The organism is Pseudomonas sp. TH07 (assembly GCF_016651285.1).
Taxonomy (GTDB): domain Bacteria; phylum Pseudomonadota; class Gammaproteobacteria; order Pseudomonadales; family Pseudomonadaceae; genus Aquipseudomonas.
Map to the genome: position 1 here is coordinate 1,795,817 of NZ_JAEKED010000001.1, position 26,511 is coordinate 1,822,327.

The window sequence follows — 26,511 nt, forward strand, 5'->3', positions numbered from 1 at the left end:
CGTAAGGACATTGACGACCTTATGCCGGTTTCTTATCGCGATGCGATGCGTGCAGCACTGCTCTATCTGTTGCTGTCTGTAGTGTGGCTACAGCTCAGTGGTCATTTATTGAGCAGTTTCTTCGATGAGTCGGCCGATCTCGCTCGATGGCAACGGATCAACGGTTACGCCTGGGTGCTGATCAGCACCGCGCTGATTTTTTTCTCTCGTTCGCGCCTGCTGCGCCTGTTGGGTGCGGACACTTGGCTGCGGCACCAGCAGGAGGATCGCGAGCGCCTGCGCCAGGCGGCGGCGGTGTTCGACTGCACCCGGGAAGGGGTGCTGGTCAGTGACCGCAAGGGCCTGATCGTGCACGTCAATCGGGCCTTTATCGAAATTACCGGCTATCAGCAGGATGAAGTGCTGGGGCACATGCCGAGCATGTTCAAGTCCGGGCACCATTCGGCGGACTTCTACCAGGCGATGTTCGAGTCCCTGAAGAACACCGGCGAGTGGAGCGGCGAGATCTGGAACCGGCGCAAGTGCGGCGAAATCTACCCGCAATGGCAGACCATCCGCGCAATCCACGATGACCATGGCCAGCTCAGCCATTATGTCGCGGTGTTTTCCGACATCAGCGCGATCAAGGATTCCGAGCACGAACTGGCGCACCTGGCCCATCACGACCCCCTCACCGACCTGCCGAACCGCCTGCTGTTCACCGACCGTGCGGAACAGGCCCTGGCTTCGGCGCAGATCCACAAGCGCGGCTGCGCCATGCTGATGATCGATCTGGATCACTTCAAGATGATCAACGACAGCCTGGGCCACAACATCGGCGATCAGTTGCTCAAGGCCGTGTCCACGCGTTTGCTGGACATGTTCGGTCCGGGCATCACCCTGGCGCGCCTGGGGGGCGACGAGTTTGCCGTGCTCGCCGAAAGTTGCCCGCAACCCGGGCAGGCTGCGGCGCTGGCGCAACGCATCATCGACGGCCTGAAAGAGCCCTTCGAGTTGGCCGATCATCAGTTGTTTATCAATGCCAGCATCGGCATCAGCCTGTTCCCCAGCGACGCCTTGAGCGCCGAACAGCTGCTGCGCAATGCCGACTCGGCCTTGTTCAAGGCCAAAAGTACCGGGCGCGACGGGTATGCCCTGTACACCGAGGAACTGACGGCCCACGCCCAGCAGCGGGTGGAAATCGCCTTCGAACTGCGCCGCGCCCTGGAGCAGCAAGAGCTGCGGGTGTATTACCAGCCGGTGCACGACCTCAAAAGCAGCCGCCTGATCGGGGTCGAGGCGCTGGTGCGCTGGGAGCATCCCCAGCGCGGCCTGGTGTCGCCCGCCGAGTTCATTCCGATTGCCGAGCGTACCGGGCTGATTTCCGAGATCGATGCCTGGGTGATGCAGCAGGCCTGTCGGCAGATGTGCGAATGGCAGGCTGCCGGGGTGGTGCTGTCGTTTATCGCGGTGAACGTTTCGACCCGTTTGTTTGCCCGCCGCGAGTTGTATCAGCAGGTGGCGCAGGTGCTGCACGACACCGGGCTGGATCCGGCCTTTCTGGAGCTGGAAGTCACAGAGAGCGCGGTGATGGATGATCCGGAGGTCGCCCTTGAGCAGATGCATCGCCTGCGCGAGTTGGGCGTGCGCCTGGCCATCGATGACTTCGGCACCGGTTATTCGTCACTGCTGCGGCTCAAGCGCCTGCCGGTGCAAAAGCTCAAGATCGACCAGGGTTTTGTCGCCGGCCTGCCGTGGGATGAGGACGATGCGGCGATCTCGCGGGTGATCATCGCCCTGGCCCAGAGCATGGGCATGCAGGTGCACGCCGAAGGCATCGAGCAGGAGGAGCAGGCGCGTTTCCTGCTCGACCATGGTTGCGACCTGGGCCAGGGCTACTGGTTCGGCCGGCCGGTGCCGGCGGTGCAGCTGGATTGGAACTGCGCCCCTCAAATTCACTGACCCACTCCCTCGCCCTGGTGCCCCGGCCAGCAGCTACACCTCTGTAGCCGCTGCCGCCAGGCGGCGCTGGTGGGCGCGTTGGTGCGGGAGGCCAACGCGGCGTTCGGCAGTGGCCACGGTAAACCCGCGTCGCCACAGGTAATTTCTTTTCGTTATATAAACATTCTTAAATAGTATTTTTAAGAATATCCGCGCCTATCTACTATTGCCCTCACGCCACAAGCAGTGCCGCCACTGCGAGGCACATCCCATTCAGGAGCAGCACCATGAGCGCATCTCTACGTAGCGTTGACGGCCAGGACGAAGCAACCATCTTGCGCGAGATCCAGAGCGCCTTGCGCGACCTGCGCTTTGGTGCGGTGGAAATCACCGTGCATAACGCCCAGGTCGTGCAGATCGAACGCAAAGAAAAATTCCGCCTGCAAAACCCCGGCAACAAACCCAGCTGAACCCCGCGTCACCCTCTCTCCCAATAGAGAGGCCCGACTGGTCAACCGGAGGGCGTCAGCCATGACCCCCAGCAGAATCAAGAGCGTTCAGTCACGAATGCGGGCCTGAAGCGCCAATAAGAAAAGCCAACACACACAAAATTTCAGGAGCTTGATCATGTCGTCAATTCGCCGTTACGCGCTGGCCGCCCTCGCCAGTGCCATTTTTTCCGGTTCCGCAGTCGCCAAGGATTACGAGTTGTTGAACGTGTCTTACGACCCGACTCGTGAGCTGTATCAGGATTACAACGCCGAATTCGTCAGCTTCTGGAAGAAAGAGCACCCAGGCGACAACGTCAAGATCCAGCAATCCCACGGTGGCTCGGGCAAACAGGGCCGCGCCGTGATCGATGGCCTGCGTGCCGACGTGGTGACCCTGGCCCTGGCCGGCGACATCGATGAAATCGCCAAGCTCGGCAAGACCCTGCCGGCCGATTGGCAGAAACGCCTGCCGGACGCCAGCACCCCGTACACCTCGACCATCGTGTTCCTGGTGCGCAAGGGCAACCCCAAGGGCATCAAGGACTGGGGCGACCTGATCAAGAAAGACGTATCGGTCATCACCCCCAACCCGAAAACCTCCGGCGGCGCTCGCTGGAACTTCCTCGCCGCCTGGGCCTACGGCCTGAAAGCCGGCGGCAGCGAAGCCAAGGCCCAGGAATACATCACCGAACTGTTCAAGCACGTGCCGGTTCTCGACACCGGTGCCCGTGGCTCGACCATTACCTTCGTCAACAACGGTCAGGGCGACGTGCTGCTGGCCTGGGAGAACGAAGCGTTCCTGGCACTGAAGGAAGACGGCGGCGCCGACAAGTTCGACATCGTGGTGCCTTCGCTGTCCATCCTTGCCGAGCCGCCAGTGGCGGTGGTCGACAAAAATGCCGAGAAAAAGGGCAACACCGAAATCGCCGAGGCCTACCTCAAGCATCTGTACAGCCCGGCTGGCCAGGAAATCGCGGCGAAGAACTTCTACCGCCCGCGTGACGAGAAGGTTGCAGCCAAATATGGCCAGCAGTTCCCTAAACTCGACCTGGTGACTATCGACAAGGACTTCGGCGGCTGGAAAACTGCGCAACCGAAATTCTTTAATGACGGTGGTGTGTTCGACCAGATCTACCAGGCGCAGTAACCTTCAGCGGCGAGCCCTGGCACTGCAAGATGTTCAGGGATCGCTCAATAGCTAGAGCAATGAGCCCGGATCCGTTTCCGGGCTTTGCGCGTCAACCAAGGACTTTTATGTCGCGTCGTATCTCCCCCGTCATACCCGGCTTCGGGCTGACGCTGGGCTACACCTTGGTGTACCTCAGCCTGATTGTGCTCATACCACTGGCGGCGATGTTCGTGCATGCCGCTCAACTCACCTGGGATCAGTTCTGGGCCATCATCTCGGCGCCCCGGGTGCTCGCGGCGTTGAAGCTGAGCTTCGGTACAGCGCTGTATGCCGCGATCATCAACGGTATTATCGGCACGCTGCTGGCCTGGGTGCTGGTGCGCTACACCTTCCCCGGGCGCAAGATCATCGACGCGATGATCGACCTGCCGTTCGCCCTGCCCACGGCCGTCGCCGGTATTGCCCTGACCGCGCTCTACGCGCCGACCGGCCTGGTTGGCCAGTTCGCCACCTACCTGGGCTTCAAGATCGCCTACACCCCGCTCGGCATTACCCTGGCGTTGACCTTCGTCACCCTGCCGTTCGTGGTGCGTACGGTGCAGCCGGTACTGGCCGACATCCCGCGGGAAGTCGAAGAAGCCGCCGCCTGCCTCGGTGCCAAGCCGCTGCAAGTGTTCCGCCATATCCTGGTGCCGGCGCTGCTGCCGGCCTGGCTCACCGGTTTTGCCCTGGCGTTTGCCCGGGGCGTCGGCGAATACGGCTCGGTGATCTTCATCGCCGGCAACATGCCGATGAAAACCGAGATCCTGCCGCTGCTGATCATGGTCAAGCTCGACCAGTATGATTACACCGGCGCCACTTCCATCGGCGTGCTGATGCTGGTGGTTTCCTTTGTCCTGCTGCTGCTGATCAACCTGCTGCAGCGGCGCATCGAACGACCATAAGGAGGCGCGAACCATGTCCCAATCGTCTATTTCCGCTGCCTCTTCTGCCAACGCCGCACGCCGTGGCAGCGCGTCTTCACGGCTGGTGCTGATCGGCCTCGGCTGGCTGATCTTCGCCCTGTTCCTGCTGCTGCCGCTGTTGATCGTGGTGTCCCAGGGCCTGAAGCTGGGCCTGGGGGCGTTCTTCACCGCGATCTTCGAGCCTGACGCCTTGTCCGCCCTGAAACTCACGGTGATCGCCGTGCTGATCTCGGTGCCGCTGAACCTGGTGTTCGGGGTCAGCGCCGCCTGGTGCGTGAGCAAGTACTCGTTCCGTGGCAAGAGCATCCTGGTGACCCTGATCGATCTGCCGTTCTCGGTATCGCCGGTGATCGCGGGCCTGGTCTACGTGCTGATGTTCGGCGCCCAGGGCCTGTTCGGGCCGTGGCTTTCGGATCACGACATCCAGATCGTCTTCGCCTTGCCCGGCATCGTCCTGGCCACCATCTTCGTCACCGTGCCCTTCGTCGCCCGGGAACTGATCCCGCTGATGCAGGAGCAGGGGACCCAGGAAGAAGAGGCGGCGCGGTTGCTGGGCGCCAACGGCTGGCAGATGTTCTGGCACGTCACCGTGCCCAACATCAAGTGGGGCCTGATCTACGGCGTGGTGCTGTGTACCGCGCGGGCGATGGGCGAGTTTGGTGCGGTGTCGGTGGTGTCCGGGCACATTCGCGGGGTGACCAACACCCTGCCGTTGCACGTGGAGATCCTCTACAACGAATACAACCACGTCGCCGCGTTTGCCGTTGCGAGCCTGTTGCTGATCATGGCGCTCTTCATCCTGCTGCTTAAGCAGTGGAGCGAAAATCGTATTAACCGCCTGCGCGCCAGCGCCGCGGAGGAATGACACATGTCGATCGAAGTCCGTAATGTCAGCAAGAACTTCAACGCCTTCAAGGCCCTGAACAGCATCAACCTGGATATCCAGAGCGGTGAGCTGGTGGCCCTGCTGGGCCCGTCCGGCTGCGGCAAGACCACCTTGCTGCGGATCATCGCCGGCCTGGAAACCCCGGACGCCGGCAGCATCGTGTTCCACGGTGAAGACGTCTCGGGCCACGACGTGCGTGATCGCAACGTCGGTTTCGTGTTCCAGCACTACGCGCTGTTCCGCCACATGAGCGTGTTCGACAACGTTGCCTTCGGCCTGCGCATGAAGCCGAAGAACCAGCGCCCGAGCGAAAGCAAGATTGCAGAGAAGGTCCATGAACTGCTGAACATGGTGCAGCTCGACTGGCTCTCCGACCGCTACCCCGAGCAACTGTCCGGCGGCCAGCGCCAGCGGATCGCCCTGGCCCGCGCCCTGGCGGTGGAGCCCAAGGTGCTGCTGCTGGACGAACCCTTCGGCGCCCTCGATGCCAAGGTGCGCAAGGAGCTGCGGCGCTGGCTGGCACGGCTGCACGAAGACATCAACCTGACTTCGGTGTTCGTGACCCACGACCAGGAAGAGGCCATGGAAGTCGCCGACCGTATCGTGGTGATGAACAAGGGCGTGATTGAGCAGATCGGCTCGCCGGGCGAGGTCTACGAGAACCCGGCCAGCGACTTCGTCTACCACTTCCTCGGCGATTCCAACCGCCTGCACCTGGGGGACGACAACCATGTGCTGTTCCGCCCGCACGAAGTGTCGCTGTCGCGCTCGGAGCTCGAAGATCACCACGCCGCCGAAGTGCGTGACATTCGTCCGTTGGGCGCGACCACCCGGGTCACGCTCAAGGTCGAAGGCCAGAGTGAACTGATCGAGGCCGAAGTGGTGAAGGACCACGACAGCCTGGTCGGCCTGGCCCGTGGCGAGACGCTGTTCTTCAAGCCCAAGGTCTGGCAGAAAGTCGCCAACGTCTGAACCCGTCAGCGCTACACCGGCCCAGGCGGCGATGTCGCTGCCGGGCCGGTGTGATGAGCGAGCGTCAGGCGTGCCCGGAGCCACCGGCAGCCAGGCGGCGTACCGGGCCCGCCCGTTGTTCGATTTCGCGTTTGAGGGGCTGGCGCAGCCCCAGCAGAAACGCCAGCTCAGCCACCACAAACAACGGCCCGACGATCAGCCCCGACAGGTCATCGACGAACGCCGGTTTGCGCCCCTCGTAGTAATGGCCGACAAACTGGATCACCCAGCCCAGCACGAACATCCCCAGGCCGCTGGCCAGCCAGACCAGGGTCTGTTGCGCCGCCAGGGCATGACCCAGCCACACCGACAGGCCCATCAACAGGCTCATCAACAGGCCCAGGCGCCATTCCAGGCGCAGGTAGAACCAGGCCGAAGCCAACGCCAGCAGCACCGCCGGCGACAGGGTGATGCCGGCCACTGCCCATTGCGGCCGCGACAGCAGCACCGCGACCGCCACCACAATCAGCGGAATCCCGATAAAGTGGCTGGCAATGTTGCGCGGGTCGCGATGGTAGGCGGCGTATTGACTGAGATGGTCGACGAGGCTTTTCATTGTTGTTCCTCCTGAAGGTTGCCTGATCATGCCCGGCCCGTGCGCCGGGCTCTGTCGGCTAGGCGACACTCCTCTGCGGTTTTGCCGGATAAGGTGTTCATGGATAAGCAGGCCTGGCGCGAACGCCTCCTGAGTGGCCAGTGGTTCAGCCACTTGCCCCTTGAGTTACAGAATAGTGTGCTCGACGCCGCGCGCCTGCGCCGTCTGGCACCGGGGCAGGCGTTGTTTCTGCGGGGTGATCCACCTTGTGGGCTGTATGCGGTGCTGGAAGGTTCGGTGCGTATCGGTGCGGTCAGCGAGCAGGGCAAGGAGGCGCTGCTGAGCCTGGTGGAAGCGCCGCACTGGTTTGGCGAAATCTGCCTGTTCGATGGCCAGCCACGCACCCATGATGCCTATGGCCTCGGCCCGTGCACCCTGTTGCAGGTGCCGCAGGCGGCGCTGTTGGCCTTGCTCGACCAGCAGCCGCAGTACTGGCGTCAGTTCGCCCTGCTGATGAGCCACAAGTTGCGCCTGGCCTTTATCAACCTCGAACAATTGAGCCTGCTGCCCGCCCCGGCCCGGGTCGCCCACCGTCTGTTGGCCATGGCCAGCGGCTACGGCGAAATCGAGCAGGCCCGGGCCGTGCTGCAACTGCCCCAGGAGCAGTTGGCGCTGATGCTTTCGTTATCGCGGCAGACCACCAACCAGATCCTCAAGGATTTGCAGAGCCTGGGGATCCTGCGCCTGGGCTACGGCGAGATCGAGATTCTCGACGCCCAGGCTCTGCGCGCCCAGGCCGGGCTCTAGCGGCTACGAACCGCGGTAGGTGGAGAAGCCGTAGGGGCTGAGCAGCAGGGGAATGTGATAGTGCTGATCGGTCTGCTTGACCTCGAAGATCACCGGAATCTCCGGAAAAAACGTCTCGCGCCTGGCCTGCTTGAAATACTCCCCGGTCTTGAACACGACCCGGTATTCACCGGCCGTCAGCGCCTGCCCGGCCGGGAACAACTCGGCGATGCGCCCCTGTTCGTTGGTGGTGCCTTCGGCCAGTGGCTTCCAGTCATGGCCCACCTGTTGTTCCAGGGTGACCTTGACCCCGGGCGACGGCAGGCCGTTCTCCAGGTTGAGCACATGCACGCTCAACGGATTCCCCGCCGCCAAGGCCAGGCCCGAAACACCGCAAAGCGCTGCGGCGACTAATGCATTACGCAAAATATTCATTCAAAAATTCCTCATTGGATAAAAAATAAAATTTGTAGCCGCTGCCGAAGGCTGCGCTGGGCCTCACAATCGCCGCGCCGTATCAGCAGTACCCCCGGCGTTGCCTATGGTCAGCGCAGCCTCGCGCTGCTCGGCAGCGGCTACAGGCTGCTGCTCAACCCCACTTTCTGCGCTGCCTGGAGCGCGCAGCTTTCGTCCTGGGCGGCGCCACCGGCGCCGGCGATGCCCATCGCCCCCACCAACTCACTGCCCGCGAACAACGGGATACCGCCCCCGAGCAACAACAGCTCAGGCAAGGTATTGAGGTTGGCTGCCTCCGGGTTGTTGCGGGCGCGCTCGGCGAACAGCCGGGTCGGGGTCTTGGTCGACAGCGCGGTATAGGCCTTGCGCTGGCTGGCGACGGTGTTGTGCGGGCCGACGCCATCGGCGCGCAGGGTCAGCAGCAGGTTGCCGCCACGGTCGAGCACCGAGACCACCGCGTTGCACTGCGCCAGGCTGGCGTCGGCCAATTGCCGTGCGGTGCGCAGGTCGAGGTCGGCGTGCCGGGGCAGTTCCGGGGCGGCCACAGCCAGGCCGCAGAGGCCCAGGCCAAGGCTCAAGACAAGGGGTTTGCAGATCATGGGTAAGGCTCCGAAAGCGAAGGCCGTCACCTTAACCAGCGTCCTTCGTCAGAACCTCGTCAGTTGCATTACAAGTTTGTAATGGGCAAGCGCGAACAACGCGCCTAGCCTGTGCCCATCCATATTGAGGTGTGCCATGCGTTTGCTGGTTGTTGAAGACGAAGCCAAGACCGCCAACTTCCTGGCCAAAGGCCTGGGTGAATCGGGTTTTGCAGTGGATGTGGCGCTCAATGGCCTGGACGGGCGGCACTTTATCGAGCAGCAGGAATACGACCTGATCATCCTCGACGTGATGCTGCCAGGGCTCAACGGCTGGCAGTTGCTGCAACTGATCCGTCAGCGCGGCGCCACGCCGGTGCTGTTCCTGACTGCCAAGGACGCCATCGAAGACCGCGTGCGCGGCCTGGAACTGGGCGCCGACGATTACCTGCTCAAACCCTTCGCCTTTGCCGAACTCCTGGCCCGGGTCCGCACCTTGCTGCGTCGTGGACCGATGCGCGAGGCCGAGTCCTACAGCATTGCCGACCTGGAGATCGACGTGCTGCGGCGCCGGGTCAGCCGAGGAGGCCAGCGCATCGCCCTGACCAACAAGGAGTTCGCCCTGCTGCAATTGCTCGCCAGTCGCCAGGGCGAAGTGCTGTCGCGGACCCTGATCGCCTCCCAGGTGTGGAACCTGAATTTCGACAGCGACACCAACATGGTGGAAGTCGCCGTGCGCCGCTTGCGCTCCAAGGTCGACGACCCCTACATGCCCAAACTGATCCACACCGTGCGCGGCGTCGGTTACCAGCTGGATGCCCCGGACGATGCGCTCTAGGTCGATTGCCTGGCGCCTGGCGCTGGCGTTTGCCGCCGTCTGCGCCCTGGTGCTGAGCGTGATCGGGGTATTCCTGTATCGCTCCCTGGCCTCTGAAATCGCCTTGCGCGACGACCAGGCCCTGCTGGGACGCCTGGAGCAGGTCAGGGCCCTGCTGCAAGACAGCGACAGCCTGGACGCCCTGCAAGCCCGTCCCCGGCTGTACCAGAACATGCTCGGCAACCAGGACAGCCTGCTGCTGGTGGAAGCGGCCGATGGCTCGCCGGTGATCCGCATCAACCCGCGCCAGCAGAACCTGCCGACCCTGGCGGCGATCCCTGCGCAACAGCGCCCGCAACGCAGCGACGTGCAGACCTGGCAAGCCACCGACGGCGCCGCCGTGGCCCTGCTCGCCGGTGCTGCCGTGGGCCCGCGCGGCGAAGCGCTGACCGTGATTGCGGGCAAGGTCCTCAGCGAGCGCGAACAGATGCTCGCCAGCTACCGCCTGCGCCTGTACCTGGCGGTCGGGTTGGGCGCCGCGCTGGCCTTCGCCCTGGGCCTGTTGCTGCTGCGCCGGGGCCTGTTGCCGCTGCGTCAGTTGAGTGAGTCGGTGCGCGGCATCGATTTGCGCAGCCTGGACAAACGCCTCGAAACCCGCGGCATCCCCGCCGAATTCCACGAACCGGTGCAGGCCCTGAATGCCATGCTGGCGCGCCTCGAAGAAAGCTTTCAGCGCCTGTCGCAGTTTTCCGCCGACCTGGCCCACGAAATCCGCACCCCGCTGCACAACCTCCTGGGCAGCAATGGCCTGGCGCTCAACCAGCCGCGCAGCACGGCGGAGTACCAGGAGGTCCTGGCCTCGAACATGGAAGAGTTCGAGCGCCTGACGCGCATGGCGGAAAACCTGATGTTCCTGGCCCGCGCCGAGCAGGCCGAACGCGCCCTTCAGCTGCGCCAGCTGGAGCTGGCGAGCGTGGGGGAGGAGCTGTGCGACTACTTCGAGGCCCTGGCCGACGACCGCGAGATCCGCCTGGAAAACGCCCTGTGCGGCCAGTTGCTGGCCGATCAGCAACTGCTGCAGCGGGCCCTGGGCAACCTGCTGGCCAACGCCGTGCGTCATGCCGACCCTGGCTCGCCCATCAGCCTGCGGCGGGTGGATACGCCGGGCCTGTGCTGGCTGCAAGTGCACAACCAGGGCCCGCCCATTGCACCCCAGCACCTGGGCAAACTCTTCGACCGCTTCTACCGCGTCGACCCCTCACGGGCCGAACCCGGCGACTCCGGCGGGCTGGGCCTGGCCATCGTGCGCTCGATCATGCTGCTGCACGGCGGGCAGGTGCGGGTCAGCAGCGATGAGGGCGGGACGGTGTTCGAGTTGGGATTCAAACAGGTGCAATAGTCTATATTTTTGCATCAAATACAGTGTGTATTGGCCCTTAATCATAAAATGCACTGTATGCGATGCAATTTGGGGGCGAAATGTACAGACTCGGCGAGCTGATCAAACAGTTGCGTAAAGAGCACAAACTGTCGCAGCAGGCGTTGGCCCAGCAATACGGCATGAGCCGGGCGACCATCTCGGGCATTGAAAACGATACGGTTTCCGAGATCGGAATCCGTAAGGTTGAAGCCATCCTCAATGGCTTCGGTTACGAACTGACGGCTGTGCCCAGGTCTCGGCAGCGGCCGACCCTGGATAACCTGAAAGAGCGCGGTTTCCATGACTGACCCCCAGCTCCTGTCGATCGGTGTAGCCCAGGCCACGGTTGGCACGCTCGGCCGTGGTCAAGCCGATGCGGGCTCGGTTTTCGCCTACGCCCCGCAGGCTTTCAGCGCATGGGCGAGGCGATGCTGACTGCCTGGTCTGCCGGTGTGGCGCGCAGCCTGACCCCGGGTTGATCCGGCACCGACCGCTTTGAACCGTTAGGCCTGGGATTGTCAGCGCACTCCATCGCGAAACTGCCCCGGGGTCAGCCCGGTCCAGCGTTTGAAGGCGCGGCTGAAGCTGCTGGCGTCGGTGAAGCCGAGCAGGCAGCTGATTTCGCTCAGGGAGCATTGCGGGTCGCGCAGGTGGAGCAGGGCGAGGTTTTCCCGGCATTCGTTGAGCAGGGTGTCGAAACGGCAACCCTCGTCCGCCAGGTGCCGTTGCAGGCTGCGCAGGCTCAGGTGCAAGGCTTGGGCGACGCGTTCGGCGGAGGGCTCGCCTTCGGGTAGTTGGGCCTCGATGGCCCCGAGTACCTTGCGCTCCCAGGTCAGGGGTTGCAGTTGCGCCAGGGTGGGCTGGGGCGTGGCCTGGCTGGAGGCGGCCAGAATCGGTTGGGTGTCGTCGAGGTGGCGCTCGAAATCGTGCAGGCCGAACTCCAGGCAGTCATCTGCGGCGTCGAACACCAGGTCGCAGCGAAACACCTTGTGCCACGGCCCGCAGTCGACGGGCGCCGGACGCCGCAGGTGCACGGCCAATGGCGCATAGTCGCGGCCCAGGCGGTTGCGGCAGGTGCGCACGTAGATCGCGGCAAAGGCGTCGATGGCCTCCACCGCCGGTTGCGGGCTGCCGGGCGGAACCTTGAGTACAAAGCGATAGCGGTCGGCGTTGCGCGTCAGCTCCAGCACCAGGGCGTCGCTGACCATCTGGTGGTAGCGCACGATGCGTTCGAACACCTCGCGCAGGCTGCCGCTGGCCACCAGCGCATAGCCAAGGGCGTGGAAGGTCGTCGGGCTGACAAACCGCGACACCCGCAGGCCGATGGCCGGATCGCCGCTGGCCGTGACCGCCAGCCCCCACAAACGGGTGGTGGCCGACAGCGGATAGCGGGCGTTGGGGTCATCCATCCATTGCGGGTCGAGCCCTGCCTCGCGGCACAAAGCATTGCCGTCGAGGCCCAGGGCATCGAGTTGTCTGCGCAAGGCGCGGGTCCAGCTGGCAAGGGAGGTGGGTTCACTCATGCTGACGGCGCGTCCGGTCGACTGGTTGGCGTTCGCGGCGAAAGCCCGGGGCAATGGCCCAGGGCAGGAAGCGGGCCGGGATAACCAGAGAATGGAATCAGGCACGCTCTTTGTGCAAGCCCCAGCCGACTGAATACCCGGCCGCTGCCGAGCCCTCGAGGCCCTGGAGACCGTCGAGGGGTGTCAGGTGAATGGACGGTGCCCGATGCGGCCAGCGCAGCCTTCGGCAGCGGCTACAGTGGCGCGTTTGCGGTGTCTTCCGGCTCGCAAACTCAAGCACAATGCCGGGCTGCCGTTATTTCTCGACGAGCCTGTATGAGCGCCGCACCTATGTCTCCACCTTGGATTTTCCCGCTTCGCCCCTCGCTGATGGCCTGTGGGCGCGGGTTGCTGGCTGCGCTGGTGCTGGCCTGGCTCAGCGGTTGCGCGCAACTGCCGAGTAACGCCGAGCTGAATCGCCACGCCGACGACATGGCCCGGGCCGCCGGCCTGCAGCGGGCCCAGGTGCAGACCGAGGGTTTTGTGCTGACCAGTTTCTACCGCATTACCCGTCCCGATCAGCCGCTGACGGTGTACATCGAAGGCGATGGGTTTGCCTGGCGTACACGCAGCCAGCCCTCCCTTGACCCTACTCCGCGCAAAGCCCTCGGGTTGGCCCTGGCGACGGCCGACCCGGCGCCCAACGTGCTGTACCTCGCCCGCCCCTGCCAGTTCACCCAGGCCTCGGCCAACCCGCGGTGTGCAGTGGCCTACTGGACCGGCAAGCGCTTCGCCGAAGAGGTGATCGCGGCCATGAACCAGGCCGTGACCCAGTACGCCGTGCGCGTGCCGGGGCAGCCGATCCAACTGGTGGGTTATTCGGGGGGCGGGGCCGTTGCCGCGCTGATTGCCGCCCGGCGCGATGATGTTGCCTGGATGCGCAGCGTCGCCGGCAACCTGGACATGGCCGAGGTCAATCGCCTGCACCGGGTCTCGGCCATGCCGGATTCGCTGAATGCCATCGACATCGCTCCGCTGCTCGCAACCCTGGGGCAAATCCACTACGCGGGCAGCGAAGACAAGGTCGTGCCCGCGCCGATTGCCCAACGCTTTGCCAACGCCACCGGTGGCCGCTGCACCCAGGTGCGCATCATCCCCGGCATGAGCCATGACGGTGACTGGGCGCGGCTGTGGCCCGGGCTGCTGGCCGAGCCCGTGCACTGTTCGGCAAGCCCAGGCAGCCGGGGTGAAGGCCTGCCGCAGGCGGTTACTCAGTAGGCAATCGATGCCAGGGGCAGGTCGCGGATCTGTATCGGCGTCGGCGCCTGGTAGTGGTCGTCGCTGGTCAGCTCGTGCAGCAGCTCTTCGCGCAGTTGGTGGAAGTCGAAACTGCTGCGCTGGCGCGGGTGGGGCAGGGCGATCTGCACCACGCGCTTGATGCGCCCAGGGCGCGGTTCCATGACCACCACGCGGTCGGCGAGGAAGATCGCCTCTTCCACATCGTGGGTGACCAGGACAGTGGTGATTTTCGCCCGCTCGCGGATCGCCAGCAGTTCGTCCTGCATCTGCTGGCGGGTCAGGGCATCGAGGGCCCCGAAGGGCTCATCCAGCAGCAGAATGCGCGGGCTGGCCACCAACCCCCGGGCGATGGCCACCCGTTGCGCCATGCCCCCCGACAGCTGGTGTGGAAAGGCATGGGTGAAGTCGCGCAGGCCCACCAGTTCGATGAAATCGGCGATGCGTTTTTTGCGCTGGGCCTCGCTCAGAGGCTCGTTGACCAGGCCCAGGCCGATGTTGTCCTCGACGTTGAGCCAGGGAAACAGACGGTGCTCCTGGAACACGATGCCGCGCTCGCTGCCGATGCCGCGGATGGCGTGGTCATCGACCCGGATCTCGCCGCGAAACTCGGTGTCCAGGCCGATCAGCAAGCGCAACAGGGTGGATTTGCCGCAGCCGCTGGAGCCGACGATGGCGACGAATTCGCCTTCGGCGATTTCCAGGTTGAAGTCGCGAATCGCCTCGAACTCGCCGCCGGCGACCTCGAAGGACTTGCCCACATGGTTGAAGCTGACAAGGGGTGCGTTCATGCGTGTCTCCAGCGGGTGGCGCGAATTTCGATCTGTTGGCCAATGAGGTTGAGCAGGGCGCCGGTCAGGCCCACCAGCAGCATGCCGGCCATGATCAGGTCCATGCGCAGCAGCTGTTGCGCGCCGATCATCTGGCTGCCGATGCCGCCGTTGGAGGGCATGAAGTATTCGGCGCCGATGGTGCCGAGCCAGGCGTAGATCAGGCTCAGGCGCAGGCCGGCGAAAATCCCCGGTGCAGCCCCCGGCAATACCAGCCGCCGCAGGCGCTGCCAGAGGCTCAGGCGCAACACCTGGGCGGCCTCGGCCAGTTGCGGTGACAGGTTGGCGACGCTGCGCTGGGTGGCGATAAACAGCGGGAAGAACGCGGCAAGGGCGACGAACACCCACTTGGCCAATTCACCGAGGCCGAACCAGGCGGTAAGCAGCGGCACCCAGGCAAAAATCGCGATCTGACGGATAGCGGCCAGGGTCGGGCCGAGGATGCGTTCGCTGATCCGCGACAGCCCCAGGAGCAAGCCCAGGGCAAACCCCAGGCCGCCGCCCAGGGCCAGGCCGCCAACGGTGCGTCCCAGGCTCAGGCCCATGCCGCCGAGCAGGGTGCCATCGAGCAGCCCGCTGAGGGTGGTTTGCAGCACCGTCAGCGGGCTGACCAGGATTGCCGGGTCGACCCACTGGCGCCAGCACGCGGTTTGCCAGACACCGAACAGGGCCAGCGGCAACAGCCAGGGTTGCAGCCGCTGCCAGCCCTGATAGCGCGGGCCACGGCGAATTTCTGCGGTGGCCGGGTGTGGCCAGTACAGGAGTTTTCGGTCCAGGGCGCCGATGCCGCGATCCATGGCCACGCCGATCACGCCGATCACCAGGATGCAGACGAAGACGATGTCGAGCATGAACAACTGCCGTGCCCAGACCATCAGGTAGCCGATGCCTTCACTGGACGCCAGCAGTTCCACCGCCAGCAGCGAGGTCCAGCCGGCGGCCAGCGCCAGGCGCACCCCGGCCATGAAGGCCGGCAGCGCCGCCGGCAGCACCAGGCGGCGAATCAGCAGGTGCGGCGGCAGGCGCAGGACGGCGGCGGCTTCGCGCAATTTGGGCTGGGCGTCGCGCACCCCGACCAGGGTGTGCAGGGTGACCGGGACCACGATGGCCTTGACCAGCACCACCAGCTTCAGCACTTCGCCGATGCCGAAAAACACCATGAACAGGGGAATCCAGGCCAGGGTCGGGATCTGGGACAGGGCGCTGAAGGTGGGGAATACCAGGCGTTCCAGGCGCGGGCTGAAACCCAGCGCGCCCCCCAGGATCGCGCCTGCGCTGATACCGGCCAGCAGGCCCCAGCACAATCGCTGCAGGCTGATCGCCAGATGGCTCCAGAGCTCGCCGCCGGCCAGCTCCACGGCGCTGCTCCAGACCAGAGACGGAGCAGGCAGGATCTGCTCGCTCATCCACTGATTGCGGCTGGCCAGCCACCACAGCAGGAACAGGCCCAGTGGCACGATCCAGGGCAACAGGCGCTGGCTGAGGGTGGGCCAGATCTTCCGCGCGCTGGCGCCGGGTGCCGCGAGCGGCAGACTGAGAAGGGAAACACGGGCCATGGATGACCTCCGTTGTCGGGTTCTGCACGGGCCGAATATTCTTTTGCGATCTATTAAAAAACTTATCAATGCTATTGGGAGATAAGAGGAGCCATTTAAGGCTTCTCGTTGTTCAGCATCCAATGCATTTGAGGAATATTTTCGATGCTGTTCATGCATAAGCCGCGCAGACAGGCGTTCTAAACGAGTTATTCGATTTTGTTATTAAAATGTGAATTTATAGTATTTAAGCGTTGATCCCCTCAGGGCCTACCTTCTGCTCCTCAATGCCCGTGCAACCAGGAGCCGCACCCATGAACCTTCCCTTTAAACGCGTTATCAGTCTGTTCGCCGCGCCGGCCCTGGCGGGGCTCCTGGGGTGCCTGCCGCTGATGGCCCAGGCCGCCGCCGTCACCGAGATCCGCATTGCCGTGCCCGACCTCAGCGCCGGCACCCAGCACAGCGGCGGCGGGGTGGTGGACGTATTGCGCGAGCAGCAGATCTACGAAAAAGCCTTCGCTGACCAGGGCATCAAGATCCAGTGGAATTTCTTCAAGGGCGCCGGTCCGGTGATCAACGAAGCGTTCGCCAACGGCCAGGTGGATTTCGCCTACCTGGGTGACCTGGCGGCGATCATCGGCCGCTCCAACGGCCTCGACACCCGGCTGCTCAGCGCCTCGGCGCGTGGGGTCAAACACTATTTGGGGGTGCAGCCGGGCTCCGGGATCAAGACCCTGCAAGACCTCAAAGGCAAGCGCGTGGCGGTGTTTCGTGGCACGGCTACCCAGCTTTCGTTCGACGCCGCCCTGGCCAGCCAGGGCCTGAGCGAGAAGGACCTGAAGGTGATCAACCTCGATTTCAGCGCTGCCGTGGCGGCCCTGGCGGCCAAGCAGATCGACGCCTCGTGGGGCAGCACCGGGCTCTCGGCCCTGCGCATCAAGGGGCTCGCCGAGTTGCCGCTGAACACCAAGGACCTGGGCGGCGCCGGCAGCGTGCAGAGCGTGCTGGTGGGGGCCGGCAAGTTTGTCGACGAACACCCGGAAGTGGTGGCCAAGCTGCTCAAGGCGCAACAGCAGGCCGTGCAGTGGCTGACCGACGACAACAACAAGGAAGCCTATATCCAGCTGGTATCGGGCCTGGCCAGCTACCCGCCGGTGATCCTGCAAGAGGACTTGCATGACCAGAAACTCAGCGAACTCTTCCCCTCCAACCTGGATCCGGCGTTCCTCGCCAAGTTGCAGGGCTCGGTGGACCTGGCGGCCAAGGAACGTTTGATCCGCAAACCGTTCCAGGTCACCGAATGGGTCGCGCCGCAACTGACGGCTGCAGGCTTGTAATCGCTGCCGAAGGCTCGGGCCGCGTTCGGACGCTGGCCCTTGTGTGCGCCGTGATGTTCCAGATGGATGTGCGGTGCTGCTGAGGGCCAGCCCAGCCTCGCGTTGCTCGGCAGCGGCCACGGGGTCAGACGGCGATGCTGTGTTCCTGTTTGTCCACCGCCACCAGCACTTCGATCAGTTTGCGTGCGGCCGGTGACAGGCGGAACCCGGTGCGGCTGACGATGCCGCAACGCGCGTTCAGCACTTCGATGTTCTGCGGCAGGTTGCGCCAGTGCAGCAGCGCCAGGGAGCCCTGCTCGATGTCCTCGATAAACGACTCCGCCGTGCCGATGCCAATGGCATTGGATTGGCGGACGATTTTCACCAGCGCCGGAAAATGCTCGGTCTGGATGGTCGGCGAAAAATCCATGCGGCCGCTGAGGTTGGCCAGCAGTTTGCGAATCCCTGGCGGGATCAGTGTGGTCGCCAGCGGGTAGTCGAACATGTCGTTGGTCGACAGGCTTTCCTTGGCCAGCAACGGGTGCCCCGGCCGGCAGAAAAACACCCCGCGCTTGGGGGTCAGGGCCTGGGTCTGGAAGTTCGGGTCGGCCTCGAAATGACGGATGTCGGCGATAAAGAATTCGATCTCTTCACGGCTCAGGCTGCGGCTGAGTTTTTCCCAGTTATCCACTTCCAGGCAGATCCGCACCTTGGGGTGCGCCGAGGTGAATTGGGCCAGCGCATCGGGCACCAGTTTCACCGCCGGTGCCGGGCCGCAGCCGAAGCGCAATTCGCCGGCGTCGAGCTTGGTCATCTGGGTCACTTCACTGCTCAACAGCGCCGCACCCTGGACCAGGCTCAGGGCATGTTGCAGCACCACCTGGCCTTCGGGTGTGGGTCGCAGATCCTTGTTGCCACGGTCCACCAGCACGCAGCCGAACTCCTGCTCCAGCCCCTGGATACTGCGGCTGAAGGCCGGTTGAGTGATGCCCATGGCGTCCGCCGCGCGGACAAAACTGCGGTGCTCGTTGAGGGCGATGAAGTAGCGCAGCTGGCGTAGATCCATATGCTTTTGCGGCATCCTAAAAATAGCTCGAAGGCATTTGCGACGAGTGAGGAATGAGGTTTTAAATGCAAGCTCTTATTCCGTCAACGAAGCATGTAGATATCTATTAGATCTAAATTGAATATAGATAGAGCGTTGTTTCGCTGCGGCTCAAACCGTAAGCAGTCAGATGAGGGTGTACCCGATGAGCAATGCCGCATTAGCCGTTAAACCCGCTGTTCATGCGCTTGAGATTCACCCGGTGGCCGGTCGCATCGGCGCCGAGATCCGTGGTGTACAACTTTCCGGCAACCTTGACCCCGCCACCGTGGACGCCATTCAGCAGGCCCTGTTGCAGTACAAGGTGGTGTTCTTCCGCGGCCAGGGTCACCTCGACGACCAGAGCCAGGAGGCCTTCTCCCACCTGCTGGGCGAACCGGTGGCGCACCCGACGGTGCCGGTGCGCGATGGCACCCGTTACCTGCTGGAACTGGACGGCGCCGAGGGCCAACGCGCCAACTCCTGGCACACCGACGTGACCTTCGTCGAGGCCTACCCCAAGGCGTCGATCCTGCGCTCTGTGATCGCTCCGGCTGCCGGTGGCGACACGGTCTGGGCCAACACTGCCACGGCCTACAACGAACTCCCGGCGGAACTGCGCGAGCTGGCGGACAAGCTCTGGGCGGTGCACAGCAACGAATACGACTACGCCTCGGCCAAGCCGGATGTCTCGGCGGAGAAGCTGGAGCGCTACCGCAAGGTGTTCACCTCCACCGTCTACGAGACCGAACACCCGATCGTGCGCGTGCACCCGGAGAGCGGCGAGAAGAGCCTGGTGCTGGGGCATTTCGTGAAGCGCATCAAGGGTTATTCCCAGGCCGACTCGGCGCACCTGTTCGGTTTGCTGCAAAGCCACGTGACCCGCCTGGAAAACACCGTGCGCTGGCGCTGGACCGCTGGGGACGTGGCGATCTGGGACAACCGCTCGACCCAGCACTACGCCGTGGACGACTACGGTACCCAGGACCGCATCGTGCGCCGCGTGACCCTCAAGGGCGACGTGCCAGTGGGCGTGCATGGACAGCGCAGCCAGACCACCAGAGGGGCGTGACAGGACTGCTCGGCAGCAGCCGGTCCTGTGGCGAGGGAGCTTGCTCCCGCTCGGTTGGCCGGCGCCCCGAGGCGCAGCAGCCGCAACCCTGCTATCCGGTGCTGCCTGACGGGATGCGGTGCCGGTTTTAGGGCCGCTTCGCGGCCCAGCGGGAGCAAGCTCCCTCGCCACAGGGGCCAGCCGCTGTGGTGAGGGTGCGCTGGCCTTTAGCGACACCATGATTTCTCAGCCCCCCCTTGGCGCCCCCCGGGTTTACCACACGCCGATCTGCACCAGTTTTTCCGTTTCCGGTTCGCCGTAGCGGAAGCGTTGGCCGCGCAGGGCGATTTCTTCGTGGCTGATGGTGGTGCGGCGTTTCAGGCCGCGCAGCCAGTCGAACAGGTAACCCAAGTGCTCTTCGCGCACAGCAGCGTAGGCCGGGTCGGCGCCGAGGTCGTGCAGCTCCTGCGGGTCGTTCTGCAGGTCGAACAGTTGCGGGCGGAAGCCATCGTAGGCCAGGTATTTCCAGCGCTCGCTGCGAACCATGGTCATCCGGCAGCGGTCGATGGGCTGGCCCAGACGCTCCCGTGCCGGGGCCTGGAAGGCGTAGTCATATTCGCTGATGGCGTAGCGCCGCCAATCCGTCGGCGTGCCGTGCAGCAGCGGGATCAGCGAGCGACCTTCAAGGCGATGTTCGGCGCCGGGCAAGCCCAGGGCCTCGAGGAACGTCGGCAGCGCATCGATGGTTTCCACCAGGCGCTGATCCACGCTGCCCCGGGTGCTGTCCGCCGCCGCGCGCGGGTCACGCACAATCAGCGGCACACCGACCGCCGGCTCCAGCAGAAACTCCTTCTCCCCCAGATAGTGATCGCCCAGGAAGTCGCCATGGTCGCTGGTGAACACGATCAGCGTGTCATCCCAGCGGCCGTTGCTCTGCAGGAAGTCAAACAGCCGCCCGAGTTGATCATCCACTTGCTTGATCAGCCCCATGTAGGTCGGCACTACGTTCAGGCGCACCTCGTCGCGGGAGAAATTGAGGCTCTCTTCATGCTGGCGAAACGCGGCGTACACCGGGTGGTCGCTGGTCTCGCCCGCTGCGGGGCGCACCGCCGGGATCACCTGCTCGGCGCCGTACAGCGCGTGGTAGGGCGCCGGAGCGATATAGGGCCAATGGGGCTTGATGTAGGACAGGTGCAGGCACCAGGGCTGCTCGCCCTGCTCGGCGATAAAGTCGATGGCGCGGTCGGTGGTGTAGACCGTTTCCGAGTGCTGCTCCGGCACCCGCGCCGGGAGATGGGCGTTGCGCATTTTCCAGCCACTGAGGATCTCGCCGTTCGCGCCTTCGGCCGCATTGGCCCAGTCGTGCCAGGGGTTGCGGCCGTCAAAACCCTGCTCGCGCAGGTAGTGGGTGTAGGGCGCGGATTCGCGTTTGTCGTCGAACAGCGGGTCGTCGGGGAAGATCCCGTCATGCCGGAAATACGCCTCGAAACCGACCTCGTTCAAGGCATCGGCCTGGACGCTTTGCGGTTCGATGGCCAGGCGCTGCAAGGCATCGATATTGGGCGTGGCGTGGGTCTTGCCCACCAGCGCGGTGCGGATGCCGTGGGGCCGCAGGTAGTCGCCGATGGTCAGTTCTTCCAGGGGCAGCGGCACCGCATTCCACGCCACCTGGTGGCTGCTGACGTAGCGCCCGGTGTAGGCCGACATGCGCGACGGGCCGCAGATGGTGCCCTGGGTGTAGGCGCGGCTGAAACGCACCCCGGCAGCGGCCAGGCGGTCGATGTTCGGCGTGTGCAAATGGGGGTGGCCGTAGCACGACAGGTAATCGCGACGCAGTTGGTCGCACATGATGTACAGCACGTTGCGCAAGGGCTGGGCAGGGTTGGACATGGGGTTCACCGAAGGGAAGACAGGCGTCGATTTTTCACCGTTGCGGGGGGCTGTCAGCAAGCGCATTTGCTGAATAGTTTTGATGCACAAACTGCATGCGCCAGTGCCCCATAGCGCCTGGCGGCGGGATCAGACCGCGACGTTGTCCAGGCTGTACACGTCCTCGTCCAGTTCATCGGTGCGCTTGATTTCCTCGATCATCGCCTCGGCCAGGGGCGACAGGCGATAGCCGGCGCGGCTGACGATGCCGTAGCGGGTGTAGAGCTCTTCCAGGTCATCGGCCAGGCCGTCGATTTTCAAGCGCACCAGTTCGCCCTTGGCGTTGTGCAACGCGTCGCTGTAGGAGCCGACGATGCCGATCGCATCCGAACGCAGGACCACGCCGAGCAGGCTGTAGCTGTTTTCGCACTCGACATTGGGCGTGTAGTCCGGCCGGCCGCTCAGGTCGACGATGACCTTGCGCAGGTTCGGCGGGCGGATGGTCACGGCCAGCGGGTAGCTCATCAGTTCGGCGGCGCTGACGCTGTCCCGGCCCGCCAGCGGATGCCCGGCGCGGCAGCAGAAATGCCATTTGCGCGGGCGCAGGCGTTGGGTCAGGTAGTCCGGGTTGGCTTCGAAGTGCCGGGTGTCGGCGACAAAAAATTCGAACTCTTCGCTGAGCAGGCGCTTGCTCAGGCTTTGCCAGTCATCGACCTGGAAATGCACCCGGGCCTTGGCGTAGCGCCCGATAAAACTGCCAATCGCCCGGGGTATGAGGCCGGACGCTGGCGCCGGACCACAGCCGAAACGGATCTCGCCGGCCTCCAGGCCATTGAACTGTTCGATCTCATTGGCCAGTTGCTGCGCGCCGCTGACCAGGCGCCGCGCATGTTCCAGCAGGACCTGGCCCTGCTTGGTCGGCGCCAGGTCCTTGCGTCCACGGTCCACCAGCTGGCACCCGACGCTGTGTTCCAGGGCCTGGATGCTGCGGCTGAACGCCGATTGCGAGAGGTTCACCGCCGCCGCAGCCGCGACAAAGCTGCGCTGTTCGGCGAGGGCGATGAAGTGGCGGAGCTGGCGCAAGTCGATATGCATTTTTCACATAAAAAATATCGGGGAAATGCATTGGCTATGCATTAGGTCGACTCCTTATAAAGGCAATCTCTTATGCAGTAAATCTTTGTAAAAACATAAATAAATAACTTAAAAGAATATGCAGGCCTGTATATTTTTTCACCAGGAGCCGCCCATGAGCCCGTCGTACCTCGCTTCACCCACTTCGCCCCGGCGGCTCAAGCGCTTGCCGCTGGCCCTGTTGCTGGCCGGCAGCGCCAGTTGGTCCCAGGGCTGGGCGGCCGAGACCCAGGCCCCTGCCGAGAGCCCGGTACAGGCCGTGGACAAGAGCGCCGGCGGCAAGGCCAAGGCCGGCAGCGGCCAGCTGGAAACCGTCACCGTGACTGCGCGCCGCCGTGAAGAAAGCTCGCAAAGCGTGCCCACGCCCATGAGCGTGATCGGGGGCCAGGCCCTGGAGAGCCAGCGGGTGTATCGCATCCAGGATCTGCAGCAACTGGTGCCCAGCGTCAACGTCGCCTATATGCATGCGCGCCAGTCCAGCGTGTCGATCCGCGGCCTGGGCAACAACCCGGCCAGCGATGGCCTGGAAGGCAGCGTCGGGCTGTACATCGATAACGTCTACCTCGGGCGCCCGGGCATGGCGGTGTTCGACCTGATGGACATCGAGCAGCTGGAAGTCCTGCGCGGCCCGCAAGGCACGTTGTTCGGCAAGAACACCACCGCCGGGGTGATCAACATCAGCACCCGCGCGCCGAGTTTCACCCCGGAGCGCAGCATCGAGACCTCCCTCGGCGAGGACGGCTACTTCCAGACCAAGGGCACGATTTCCGGGCCCCTGACGGATGAGCTGGCGGGGCGTTTTTCCGCATACCGCACCCGCAGCGACGGCGACATCAAGAACGAACACGACGGCCACGACTTGAACGGTGGATCGCGCCAGGGCTTTCGCGGGCAACTGCTGTACAAGCCCAGCGAGACCTTCAACCTGCGCTGGATCGGTGACTACAACGAAGAGGATTCCAGCGCCGGCACCCGGGTCCTGTACAGCTCCGGGCCGACCATCAACGGCACCAATATCTACGAGTCGCGGGCCGCTGCGGCAGGCGCGACCCTGGTCAACGGCTCGCACCGCAAGGTCAACCTGGACAACGACCAGCACGTCACGGTGTTCCAGGGCGGGACCTCGCTGGAAGCCAACTGGACCCTGCCCAGCGACTTCACCCTGACCTCGGTCAGCTCCTACCGCTGGTGGAATTTCACCCCGCGCAACGACGATGGGCTCAACGTTCCGGCCAGCTACAACGCCGGGGTTTCGGTGGAAGACAAACAGTGGTCCCAGGAATTTCGCCTGGCCTCGCCCAGCGGCGGGTTCTTCGACTACGTGCTCGGCGCCTACTACTTCGGTTCCGACCTGGATAACAAATCCTTCAGCTACTACGGGCCTCAGGCGGACATCTGGAACGGCACCGCCAACGGTGCGTTGAGCAACGTCACCAGCATCGGCAACGGGCATATCCAGACCGACAGTTTTGCGTTGTTCGCCCAGGGCACCTGGCACCTCACCGAGCGCCTGGACTTCACCGCCGGTCTGCGGGGCACCTATGAAGAAAAAAGCGCCTGGGTCAGCCGCAATGCGCCGCTCGGCGGTGCCGCCGTCACCGGGGCCGCAGCCACGGCCCGACGCGGACGGGCCGGGGCCTACGACTCGGGCGACTTGAGCCAGTACAGCACCAGCCCATCGGGGCTGCTCAATCTGAGCTACCGCTTCACCGATGATGTGCTGGGCTACGCCACCCTGTCCCACGGCGAGAAATCCGGCGGGGTCAACCTGGCGGTGGGCTCGGCGCCGACCGCCGGTGCCGACTCGCTGCTGATCGGCACCGAGCGCGCGAACAACGCCGAACTGGGTTTCAAAAGCACACTCTGGGAGCGTCGCCTGCAACTCAACGCCAACCTGTTCTGGACCCAGGTCAACGGCTACCAGACCAACGCCTACGACTATGGCAACCGCGTGCAATACCTGACCAACGCCGGTTCGGTGCGCTCGCGTGGGGTGGAAGTCGAAAGCACGCTGATTCCGGTGCGGGGCCTGACCCTCAACCTCAACGGCTCTTACAACGATGTGCGGTACCTGTCCTACAAGGATGCGCCGTGCCCGCCTGAAGTCAGCCTGCGCCCGGGCGCCCCGGCCTCATGCGACCTCAGCGGCCACCAGGTGGTCGGCGCCTCGAAATGGATCGGCAACGCCAACGGCGAATACAAATGGAACCTGGATAACGGCCTCGAAGAGTACGTCACCGCCAGTTATGCGTTCCGTTCCAAGGCGGTAGGCACCGTCGAGGATTCCGAGTACGGGCAGATCCCCAGTTACGCAGTGGTCAACCTTTCCACCGGCCTGCGCGGCAACTACGAGCAGGGCCAGTGGGACGTTTCACTGTGGCTGAAAAACGCCTTCGACAAGACCTACTACACCACCCTCTGGACCGGCGGTAACGGCGGTTACGAAGGCCTGCTGGGGACGCCGCGGACCTTGGGCGTGACCGGTCGCTACGACTTCTGATTGCCGACTTTCCGCTAGGCCGCGCCGGGTGTTCCGGCGCCCATGAACTTGAACAGGAGTTCCACCATGTTGCGTGCCACCGTCGCTTTGCCGCTGTTGTTGATGTTCAGTGCCGGCGCTTTCGCCACCCCCAGCGTCTACCCCACCGGGGTTACTCGCTACGACCCGGCCAAGGCCTATAACCAGTACGTGATTTTCAGCGGCGCCGACAAGCAGACGCACCTGATCGACATGAACGGCAATCAGGTCAAGACCTGGCCCCAGGCCGGCTTTCCCTCGGCGATCATCGACCCGCACCTGGTGGGTGGCGAGCGTGGCCGGGTGCTGCTGCAACTGAGTGACAAGGCTCCGGGCCCGCTCGGCTCGGCCGGCAATGGCCTGGGTAACCAGAGCGTCGGCGAGCTGGACTGGGACGGCAAGGTGGTCTGGCAATGGGGCGACAAGGCGCCCGGCGGCGCGGCCCAGCAGCATCACGATCAGCGGCGGTTGAGCAATGGCAACACCCTGGTTCTGGCGAACAAGGTGCACAAGGTGGCGGGGTTCAAGGTGCCCGAGGTGATCGACGATGTGATCTATGAAGTCAGCCCCGACGGCCAGGTCAAATGGCAGTGGCTGGCTTCCGAACACCTCAAGGAATTTGGCTTCACGCCCGAGCAGTTGAAGCTGGTGCGGGCCAGTAAGGACCCGGACTACCTGCATATCAACAACCTCAGCGTGGTCGGGCCCAATCGCTGGTTCGATGCCGGGGATAAACGCTTTGCCCCGGACAACCTGCTGCTGGATTCTCGCAACGCCAATTTCATCGCCATCATCGACAAGCACAGCGGCAAGGTGGTGTGGCGCCTGGGACCGAACCTGCCGACCCTGAGCCCGAAAACCGCCGGGCAAGTGCCGCGTCCGGTGGACCAGTTTGTCGGCCAGCATGACGCCCATATCATCCCCGCCGGTTTGCCGGGAGCGGGCAACCTGCTGGTGTTCGACAACCAGGGCACGGCCGGTTACCCCTCGGTGCCCCTGGGGCTGATCTCCGGGTCACGGGTGCTGGAGATCGATCCGCTGACCCAGCAGATCGTCTGGCAGTACAGCGCGGCCAGTTCCAGGCAGCCGGGCTGGGCGTTCTACAGCTCGTTCATCAGCAGCGCCCGGCGTTTGCCCAACGGCAATACCTTGATCGATGAGGGCATGAACGGTCGTTTCTTCCAGGTCACCCGCAGCGGGGAAAACGTCTGGGAGTACGTCAGCCCTTACCTGGGCAAGGCCCCGGGCAGCGACGCCGTGAGCAACTGGGTGTACCGCGCATTGCCGGTCAGCTACGACTGGGTGCCCAAGGACACCCCGCGCTCTGAAACCGCCGTCATCGCCCCCACTCTGTAGCCGCTGCCGCTAAGCTCGGGCCGCGT

At 64.1% G+C, this 26,511-nt stretch carries 24 protein-coding genes; 15 read left to right on the forward strand and 9 right to left on the reverse strand.

Annotation, left to right across the window (positions count from 1 at the left end):
* Window positions 1–21 precede the first annotated feature (21 nt).
* The 6 genes from dibA to JFU57_RS08540 all read left to right on the forward strand — a co-directional run bounded on the left by dibA (window position 22) and on the right by JFU57_RS08540 (window position 6,363).
* Complete coding sequence (dibA, locus tag JFU57_RS08515; RefSeq protein WP_078469216.1) at window positions 22–1,941, forward strand: phosphodiesterase DibA; 1,920 nt, start codon at window positions 22–24, stop codon at window positions 1,939–1,941.
* Window positions 1,942–2,207: 266 nt separating this feature from the next.
* Complete coding sequence (gene oscA, locus JFU57_RS08520) at window positions 2,208–2,390, forward strand: sulfur starvation response protein OscA (RefSeq protein ID WP_007941032.1); 183 nt, start codon at window positions 2,208–2,210, stop codon at window positions 2,388–2,390.
* 157 nt (window positions 2,391–2,547) lie between these two features.
* Window positions 2,548–3,558 (forward strand): sulfate ABC transporter substrate-binding protein, encoded by a 1,011-nt coding sequence (locus JFU57_RS08525; RefSeq protein ID WP_201128888.1) that lies wholly within the window; start codon window positions 2,548–2,550, stop codon window positions 3,556–3,558.
* 107 nt (window positions 3,559–3,665) lie between these two features.
* Window positions 3,666–4,484 (forward strand): sulfate ABC transporter permease subunit CysT, encoded by an 819-nt coding sequence (gene cysT, locus JFU57_RS08530; RefSeq protein WP_201128889.1) that lies wholly within the window; start codon window positions 3,666–3,668, stop codon window positions 4,482–4,484.
* A gap of 13 nt (window positions 4,485–4,497) precedes the next feature.
* Window positions 4,498–5,370, forward strand: a complete 873-nt coding sequence (gene cysW / locus JFU57_RS08535; protein ID WP_201128890.1) for a sulfate ABC transporter permease subunit CysW — start codon at window positions 4,498–4,500, stop codon at window positions 5,368–5,370.
* A 3-nt stretch (window positions 5,371–5,373) separates the two neighbouring features.
* A complete protein-coding gene (locus tag JFU57_RS08540; protein ID WP_078469218.1) occupies window positions 5,374–6,363 on the forward strand; it encodes a sulfate/molybdate ABC transporter ATP-binding protein in 990 nt (329 codons plus the stop codon).
* 64 nt (window positions 6,364–6,427) lie between these two features.
* On the opposite strand, the gene JFU57_RS08545 is transcribed toward JFU57_RS08540, so the two are convergent.
* Entirely contained in the window at window positions 6,428–6,958 is a 531-nt protein-coding gene (locus tag JFU57_RS08545; protein WP_078469219.1) for an Mpo1 family 2-hydroxy fatty acid dioxygenase, read from the reverse strand.
* 99 nt (window positions 6,959–7,057) lie between these two features.
* Between JFU57_RS08545 and JFU57_RS08550 the strand changes: the two genes are divergently transcribed.
* On the forward strand, window positions 7,058–7,744 hold the full coding sequence (locus JFU57_RS08550; protein ID WP_201128891.1) for a Crp/Fnr family transcriptional regulator: 687 nt from the start codon (window positions 7,058–7,060) through the stop codon (window positions 7,742–7,744).
* 3 nt (window positions 7,745–7,747) lie between these two features.
* On the opposite strand, the gene uraH is transcribed toward JFU57_RS08550, so the two are convergent.
* Window positions 7,748–8,158, reverse strand: coding sequence for a hydroxyisourate hydrolase (gene uraH / locus JFU57_RS08555; RefSeq protein ID WP_201128894.1), 411 nt, complete (start codon window positions 8,156–8,158; stop codon window positions 7,748–7,750).
* Between the two features lie 140 nt (window positions 8,159–8,298).
* The gene (locus JFU57_RS08560) at window positions 8,299–8,778 is read right to left on the reverse strand and encodes a GlcG/HbpS family heme-binding protein (protein ID WP_078469222.1); all 480 of its coding nucleotides are present in this window, start codon (window positions 8,776–8,778) and stop codon (window positions 8,299–8,301) included.
* 136 nt (window positions 8,779–8,914) lie between these two features.
* On the opposite strand from JFU57_RS08560, the gene JFU57_RS08565 reads away from it, so the two are divergent.
* The 3 genes from JFU57_RS08565 (at window position 8,915) to JFU57_RS08575 (ending at window position 11,302) form a co-directional block, all read left to right on the forward strand.
* Window positions 8,915–9,595: a heavy metal response regulator transcription factor gene (locus JFU57_RS08565; RefSeq protein ID WP_078469223.1), complete on the forward strand. Its 681-nt coding sequence runs from the start codon at window positions 8,915–8,917 to the stop codon at window positions 9,593–9,595.
* Entirely contained in the window at window positions 9,585–10,973 is a 1,389-nt protein-coding gene (locus JFU57_RS08570) for a heavy metal sensor histidine kinase (protein ID WP_201128895.1), read from the forward strand. The genes JFU57_RS08565 and JFU57_RS08570 overlap by 11 nt, the downstream gene beginning before the upstream one ends.
* An 80-nt stretch (window positions 10,974–11,053) precedes the next feature.
* Window positions 11,054–11,302 carry a helix-turn-helix domain-containing protein gene (locus JFU57_RS08575; protein WP_078469684.1) on the forward strand — a complete coding sequence of 83 codons (249 nt, stop codon included), beginning with the start codon at window positions 11,054–11,056 and terminating at the stop codon, window positions 11,300–11,302.
* Between the two features lie 210 nt (window positions 11,303–11,512).
* Here the strand turns inward: JFU57_RS08575 and JFU57_RS08580 are convergent, their stop codons facing one another.
* Complete coding sequence (locus tag JFU57_RS08580; RefSeq protein ID WP_201128896.1) at window positions 11,513–12,517, reverse strand: AraC family transcriptional regulator; 1,005 nt, start codon at window positions 12,515–12,517, stop codon at window positions 11,513–11,515.
* A 330-nt stretch (window positions 12,518–12,847) separates the two neighbouring features.
* On the opposite strand from JFU57_RS08580, the gene JFU57_RS08585 reads away from it, so the two are divergent.
* Window positions 12,848–13,774 (forward strand): alpha/beta hydrolase, encoded by a 927-nt coding sequence (locus tag JFU57_RS08585; protein ID WP_242487454.1) that lies wholly within the window; start codon window positions 12,848–12,850, stop codon window positions 13,772–13,774.
* On the opposite strand, the gene JFU57_RS08590 is transcribed toward JFU57_RS08585, so the two are convergent.
* Both JFU57_RS08590 and JFU57_RS08595 read right to left on the reverse strand, forming a co-directional pair.
* The gene (locus JFU57_RS08590; protein ID WP_078469227.1) at window positions 13,768–14,583 is read right to left on the reverse strand and encodes an ABC transporter ATP-binding protein; all 816 of its coding nucleotides are present in this window, start codon (window positions 14,581–14,583) and stop codon (window positions 13,768–13,770) included. The two genes, JFU57_RS08585 and JFU57_RS08590, sit on opposite strands and share 7 nt — an antisense overlap.
* A complete protein-coding gene (locus JFU57_RS08595; RefSeq protein WP_201128898.1) occupies window positions 14,580–16,178 on the reverse strand; it encodes an ABC transporter permease in 1,599 nt (532 codons plus the stop codon). The genes JFU57_RS08590 and JFU57_RS08595 overlap by 4 nt, the downstream gene beginning before the upstream one ends.
* Window positions 16,179–16,471: 293 nt before the next feature.
* On the opposite strand from JFU57_RS08595, the gene JFU57_RS08600 reads away from it, so the two are divergent.
* Window positions 16,472–17,494, forward strand: coding sequence for an ABC transporter substrate-binding protein (locus JFU57_RS08600; protein ID WP_201128900.1), 1,023 nt, complete (start codon window positions 16,472–16,474; stop codon window positions 17,492–17,494).
* A 124-nt stretch (window positions 17,495–17,618) separates the two neighbouring features.
* Here the strand turns inward: JFU57_RS08600 and JFU57_RS08605 are convergent, their stop codons facing one another.
* A complete protein-coding gene (locus JFU57_RS08605; RefSeq protein WP_020296968.1) occupies window positions 17,619–18,539 on the reverse strand; it encodes a LysR family transcriptional regulator in 921 nt (306 codons plus the stop codon).
* Window positions 18,540–18,723: 184 nt separating this feature from the next.
* On the opposite strand from JFU57_RS08605, the gene JFU57_RS08610 reads away from it, so the two are divergent.
* Window positions 18,724–19,629, forward strand: coding sequence for a TauD/TfdA dioxygenase family protein (locus tag JFU57_RS08610; protein WP_078469230.1), 906 nt, complete (start codon window positions 18,724–18,726; stop codon window positions 19,627–19,629).
* A gap of 252 nt (window positions 19,630–19,881) precedes the next feature.
* Here the strand turns inward: JFU57_RS08610 and JFU57_RS08615 are convergent, their stop codons facing one another.
* Both JFU57_RS08615 and JFU57_RS08620 read right to left on the reverse strand, forming a co-directional pair.
* Window positions 19,882–21,498: an alkaline phosphatase family protein gene (locus JFU57_RS08615; protein WP_201128902.1), complete on the reverse strand. Its 1,617-nt coding sequence runs from the start codon at window positions 21,496–21,498 to the stop codon at window positions 19,882–19,884.
* 129 nt (window positions 21,499–21,627) lie between these two features.
* A complete protein-coding gene (locus JFU57_RS08620) occupies window positions 21,628–22,572 on the reverse strand; it encodes a LysR family transcriptional regulator (protein WP_078469231.1) in 945 nt (314 codons plus the stop codon).
* 154 nt (window positions 22,573–22,726) lie between these two features.
* On the opposite strand from JFU57_RS08620, the gene JFU57_RS08625 reads away from it, so the two are divergent.
* Together JFU57_RS08625 and JFU57_RS08630 are read left to right on the forward strand one after the other, a co-directional pair.
* Window positions 22,727–25,111 carry a TonB-dependent receptor gene (locus JFU57_RS08625; protein WP_201128904.1) on the forward strand — a complete coding sequence of 795 codons (2,385 nt, stop codon included), beginning with the start codon at window positions 22,727–22,729 and terminating at the stop codon, window positions 25,109–25,111.
* A gap of 66 nt (window positions 25,112–25,177) precedes the next feature.
* Complete coding sequence (locus JFU57_RS08630) at window positions 25,178–26,485, forward strand: aryl-sulfate sulfotransferase (RefSeq protein WP_078469233.1); 1,308 nt, start codon at window positions 25,178–25,180, stop codon at window positions 26,483–26,485.
* Window positions 26,486–26,511: the final 26 nt, after the last annotated feature.

Bases quoted from the DNA above. Each gene is read 5' to 3' on its own strand.
- dibA (WP_078469216.1), top strand. From the start codon at position 22: ATGCCGGTTTCTTATCGCGATGCGATGCGTGCAGCACTGCTCTATCTG.
- oscA (WP_007941032.1), top strand. From the start codon at position 2,208: ATGAGCGCATCTCTACGTAGCGTTGACGGCCAGGACGAAGCAACCATC.
- JFU57_RS08525 (WP_201128888.1), top strand. From the start codon at position 2,548: ATGTCGTCAATTCGCCGTTACGCGCTGGCCGCCCTCGCCAGTGCCATT.
- cysT (WP_201128889.1), top strand. From the start codon at position 3,666: ATGTCGCGTCGTATCTCCCCCGTCATACCCGGCTTCGGGCTGACGCTG.
- cysW (WP_201128890.1), top strand. From the start codon at position 4,498: ATGTCCCAATCGTCTATTTCCGCTGCCTCTTCTGCCAACGCCGCACGC.
- JFU57_RS08540 (WP_078469218.1), top strand. From the start codon at position 5,374: ATGTCGATCGAAGTCCGTAATGTCAGCAAGAACTTCAACGCCTTCAAG.
- JFU57_RS08545 (WP_078469219.1), bottom strand. From the start codon at position 6,958: ATGAAAAGCCTCGTCGACCATCTCAGTCAATACGCCGCCTACCATCGC.
- JFU57_RS08550 (WP_201128891.1), top strand. From the start codon at position 7,058: ATGGATAAGCAGGCCTGGCGCGAACGCCTCCTGAGTGGCCAGTGGTTC.
- uraH (WP_201128894.1), bottom strand. From the start codon at position 8,158: ATGAATATTTTGCGTAATGCATTAGTCGCCGCAGCGCTTTGCGGTGTT.
- JFU57_RS08560 (WP_078469222.1), bottom strand. From the start codon at position 8,778: ATGATCTGCAAACCCCTTGTCTTGAGCCTTGGCCTGGGCCTCTGCGGC.
- JFU57_RS08565 (WP_078469223.1), top strand. From the start codon at position 8,915: ATGCGTTTGCTGGTTGTTGAAGACGAAGCCAAGACCGCCAACTTCCTG.
- JFU57_RS08570 (WP_201128895.1), top strand. From the start codon at position 9,585: ATGCGCTCTAGGTCGATTGCCTGGCGCCTGGCGCTGGCGTTTGCCGCC.
- JFU57_RS08575 (WP_078469684.1), top strand. From the start codon at position 11,054: ATGTACAGACTCGGCGAGCTGATCAAACAGTTGCGTAAAGAGCACAAA.
- JFU57_RS08580 (WP_201128896.1), bottom strand. From the start codon at position 12,517: ATGAGTGAACCCACCTCCCTTGCCAGCTGGACCCGCGCCTTGCGCAGA.
- JFU57_RS08585 (WP_242487454.1), top strand. From the start codon at position 12,848: ATGTCTCCACCTTGGATTTTCCCGCTTCGCCCCTCGCTGATGGCCTGT.
- JFU57_RS08590 (WP_078469227.1), bottom strand. From the start codon at position 14,583: ATGAACGCACCCCTTGTCAGCTTCAACCATGTGGGCAAGTCCTTCGAG.
- JFU57_RS08595 (WP_201128898.1), bottom strand. From the start codon at position 16,178: ATGGCCCGTGTTTCCCTTCTCAGTCTGCCGCTCGCGGCACCCGGCGCC.
- JFU57_RS08600 (WP_201128900.1), top strand. From the start codon at position 16,472: ATGAACCTTCCCTTTAAACGCGTTATCAGTCTGTTCGCCGCGCCGGCC.
- JFU57_RS08605 (WP_020296968.1), bottom strand. From the start codon at position 18,539: ATGGATCTACGCCAGCTGCGCTACTTCATCGCCCTCAACGAGCACCGC.
- JFU57_RS08610 (WP_078469230.1), top strand. From the start codon at position 18,724: ATGAGCAATGCCGCATTAGCCGTTAAACCCGCTGTTCATGCGCTTGAG.
- JFU57_RS08615 (WP_201128902.1), bottom strand. From the start codon at position 21,498: ATGTCCAACCCTGCCCAGCCCTTGCGCAACGTGCTGTACATCATGTGC.
- JFU57_RS08620 (WP_078469231.1), bottom strand. From the start codon at position 22,572: ATGCATATCGACTTGCGCCAGCTCCGCCACTTCATCGCCCTCGCCGAA.
- JFU57_RS08625 (WP_201128904.1), top strand. From the start codon at position 22,727: ATGAGCCCGTCGTACCTCGCTTCACCCACTTCGCCCCGGCGGCTCAAG.
- JFU57_RS08630 (WP_078469233.1), top strand. From the start codon at position 25,178: ATGTTGCGTGCCACCGTCGCTTTGCCGCTGTTGTTGATGTTCAGTGCC.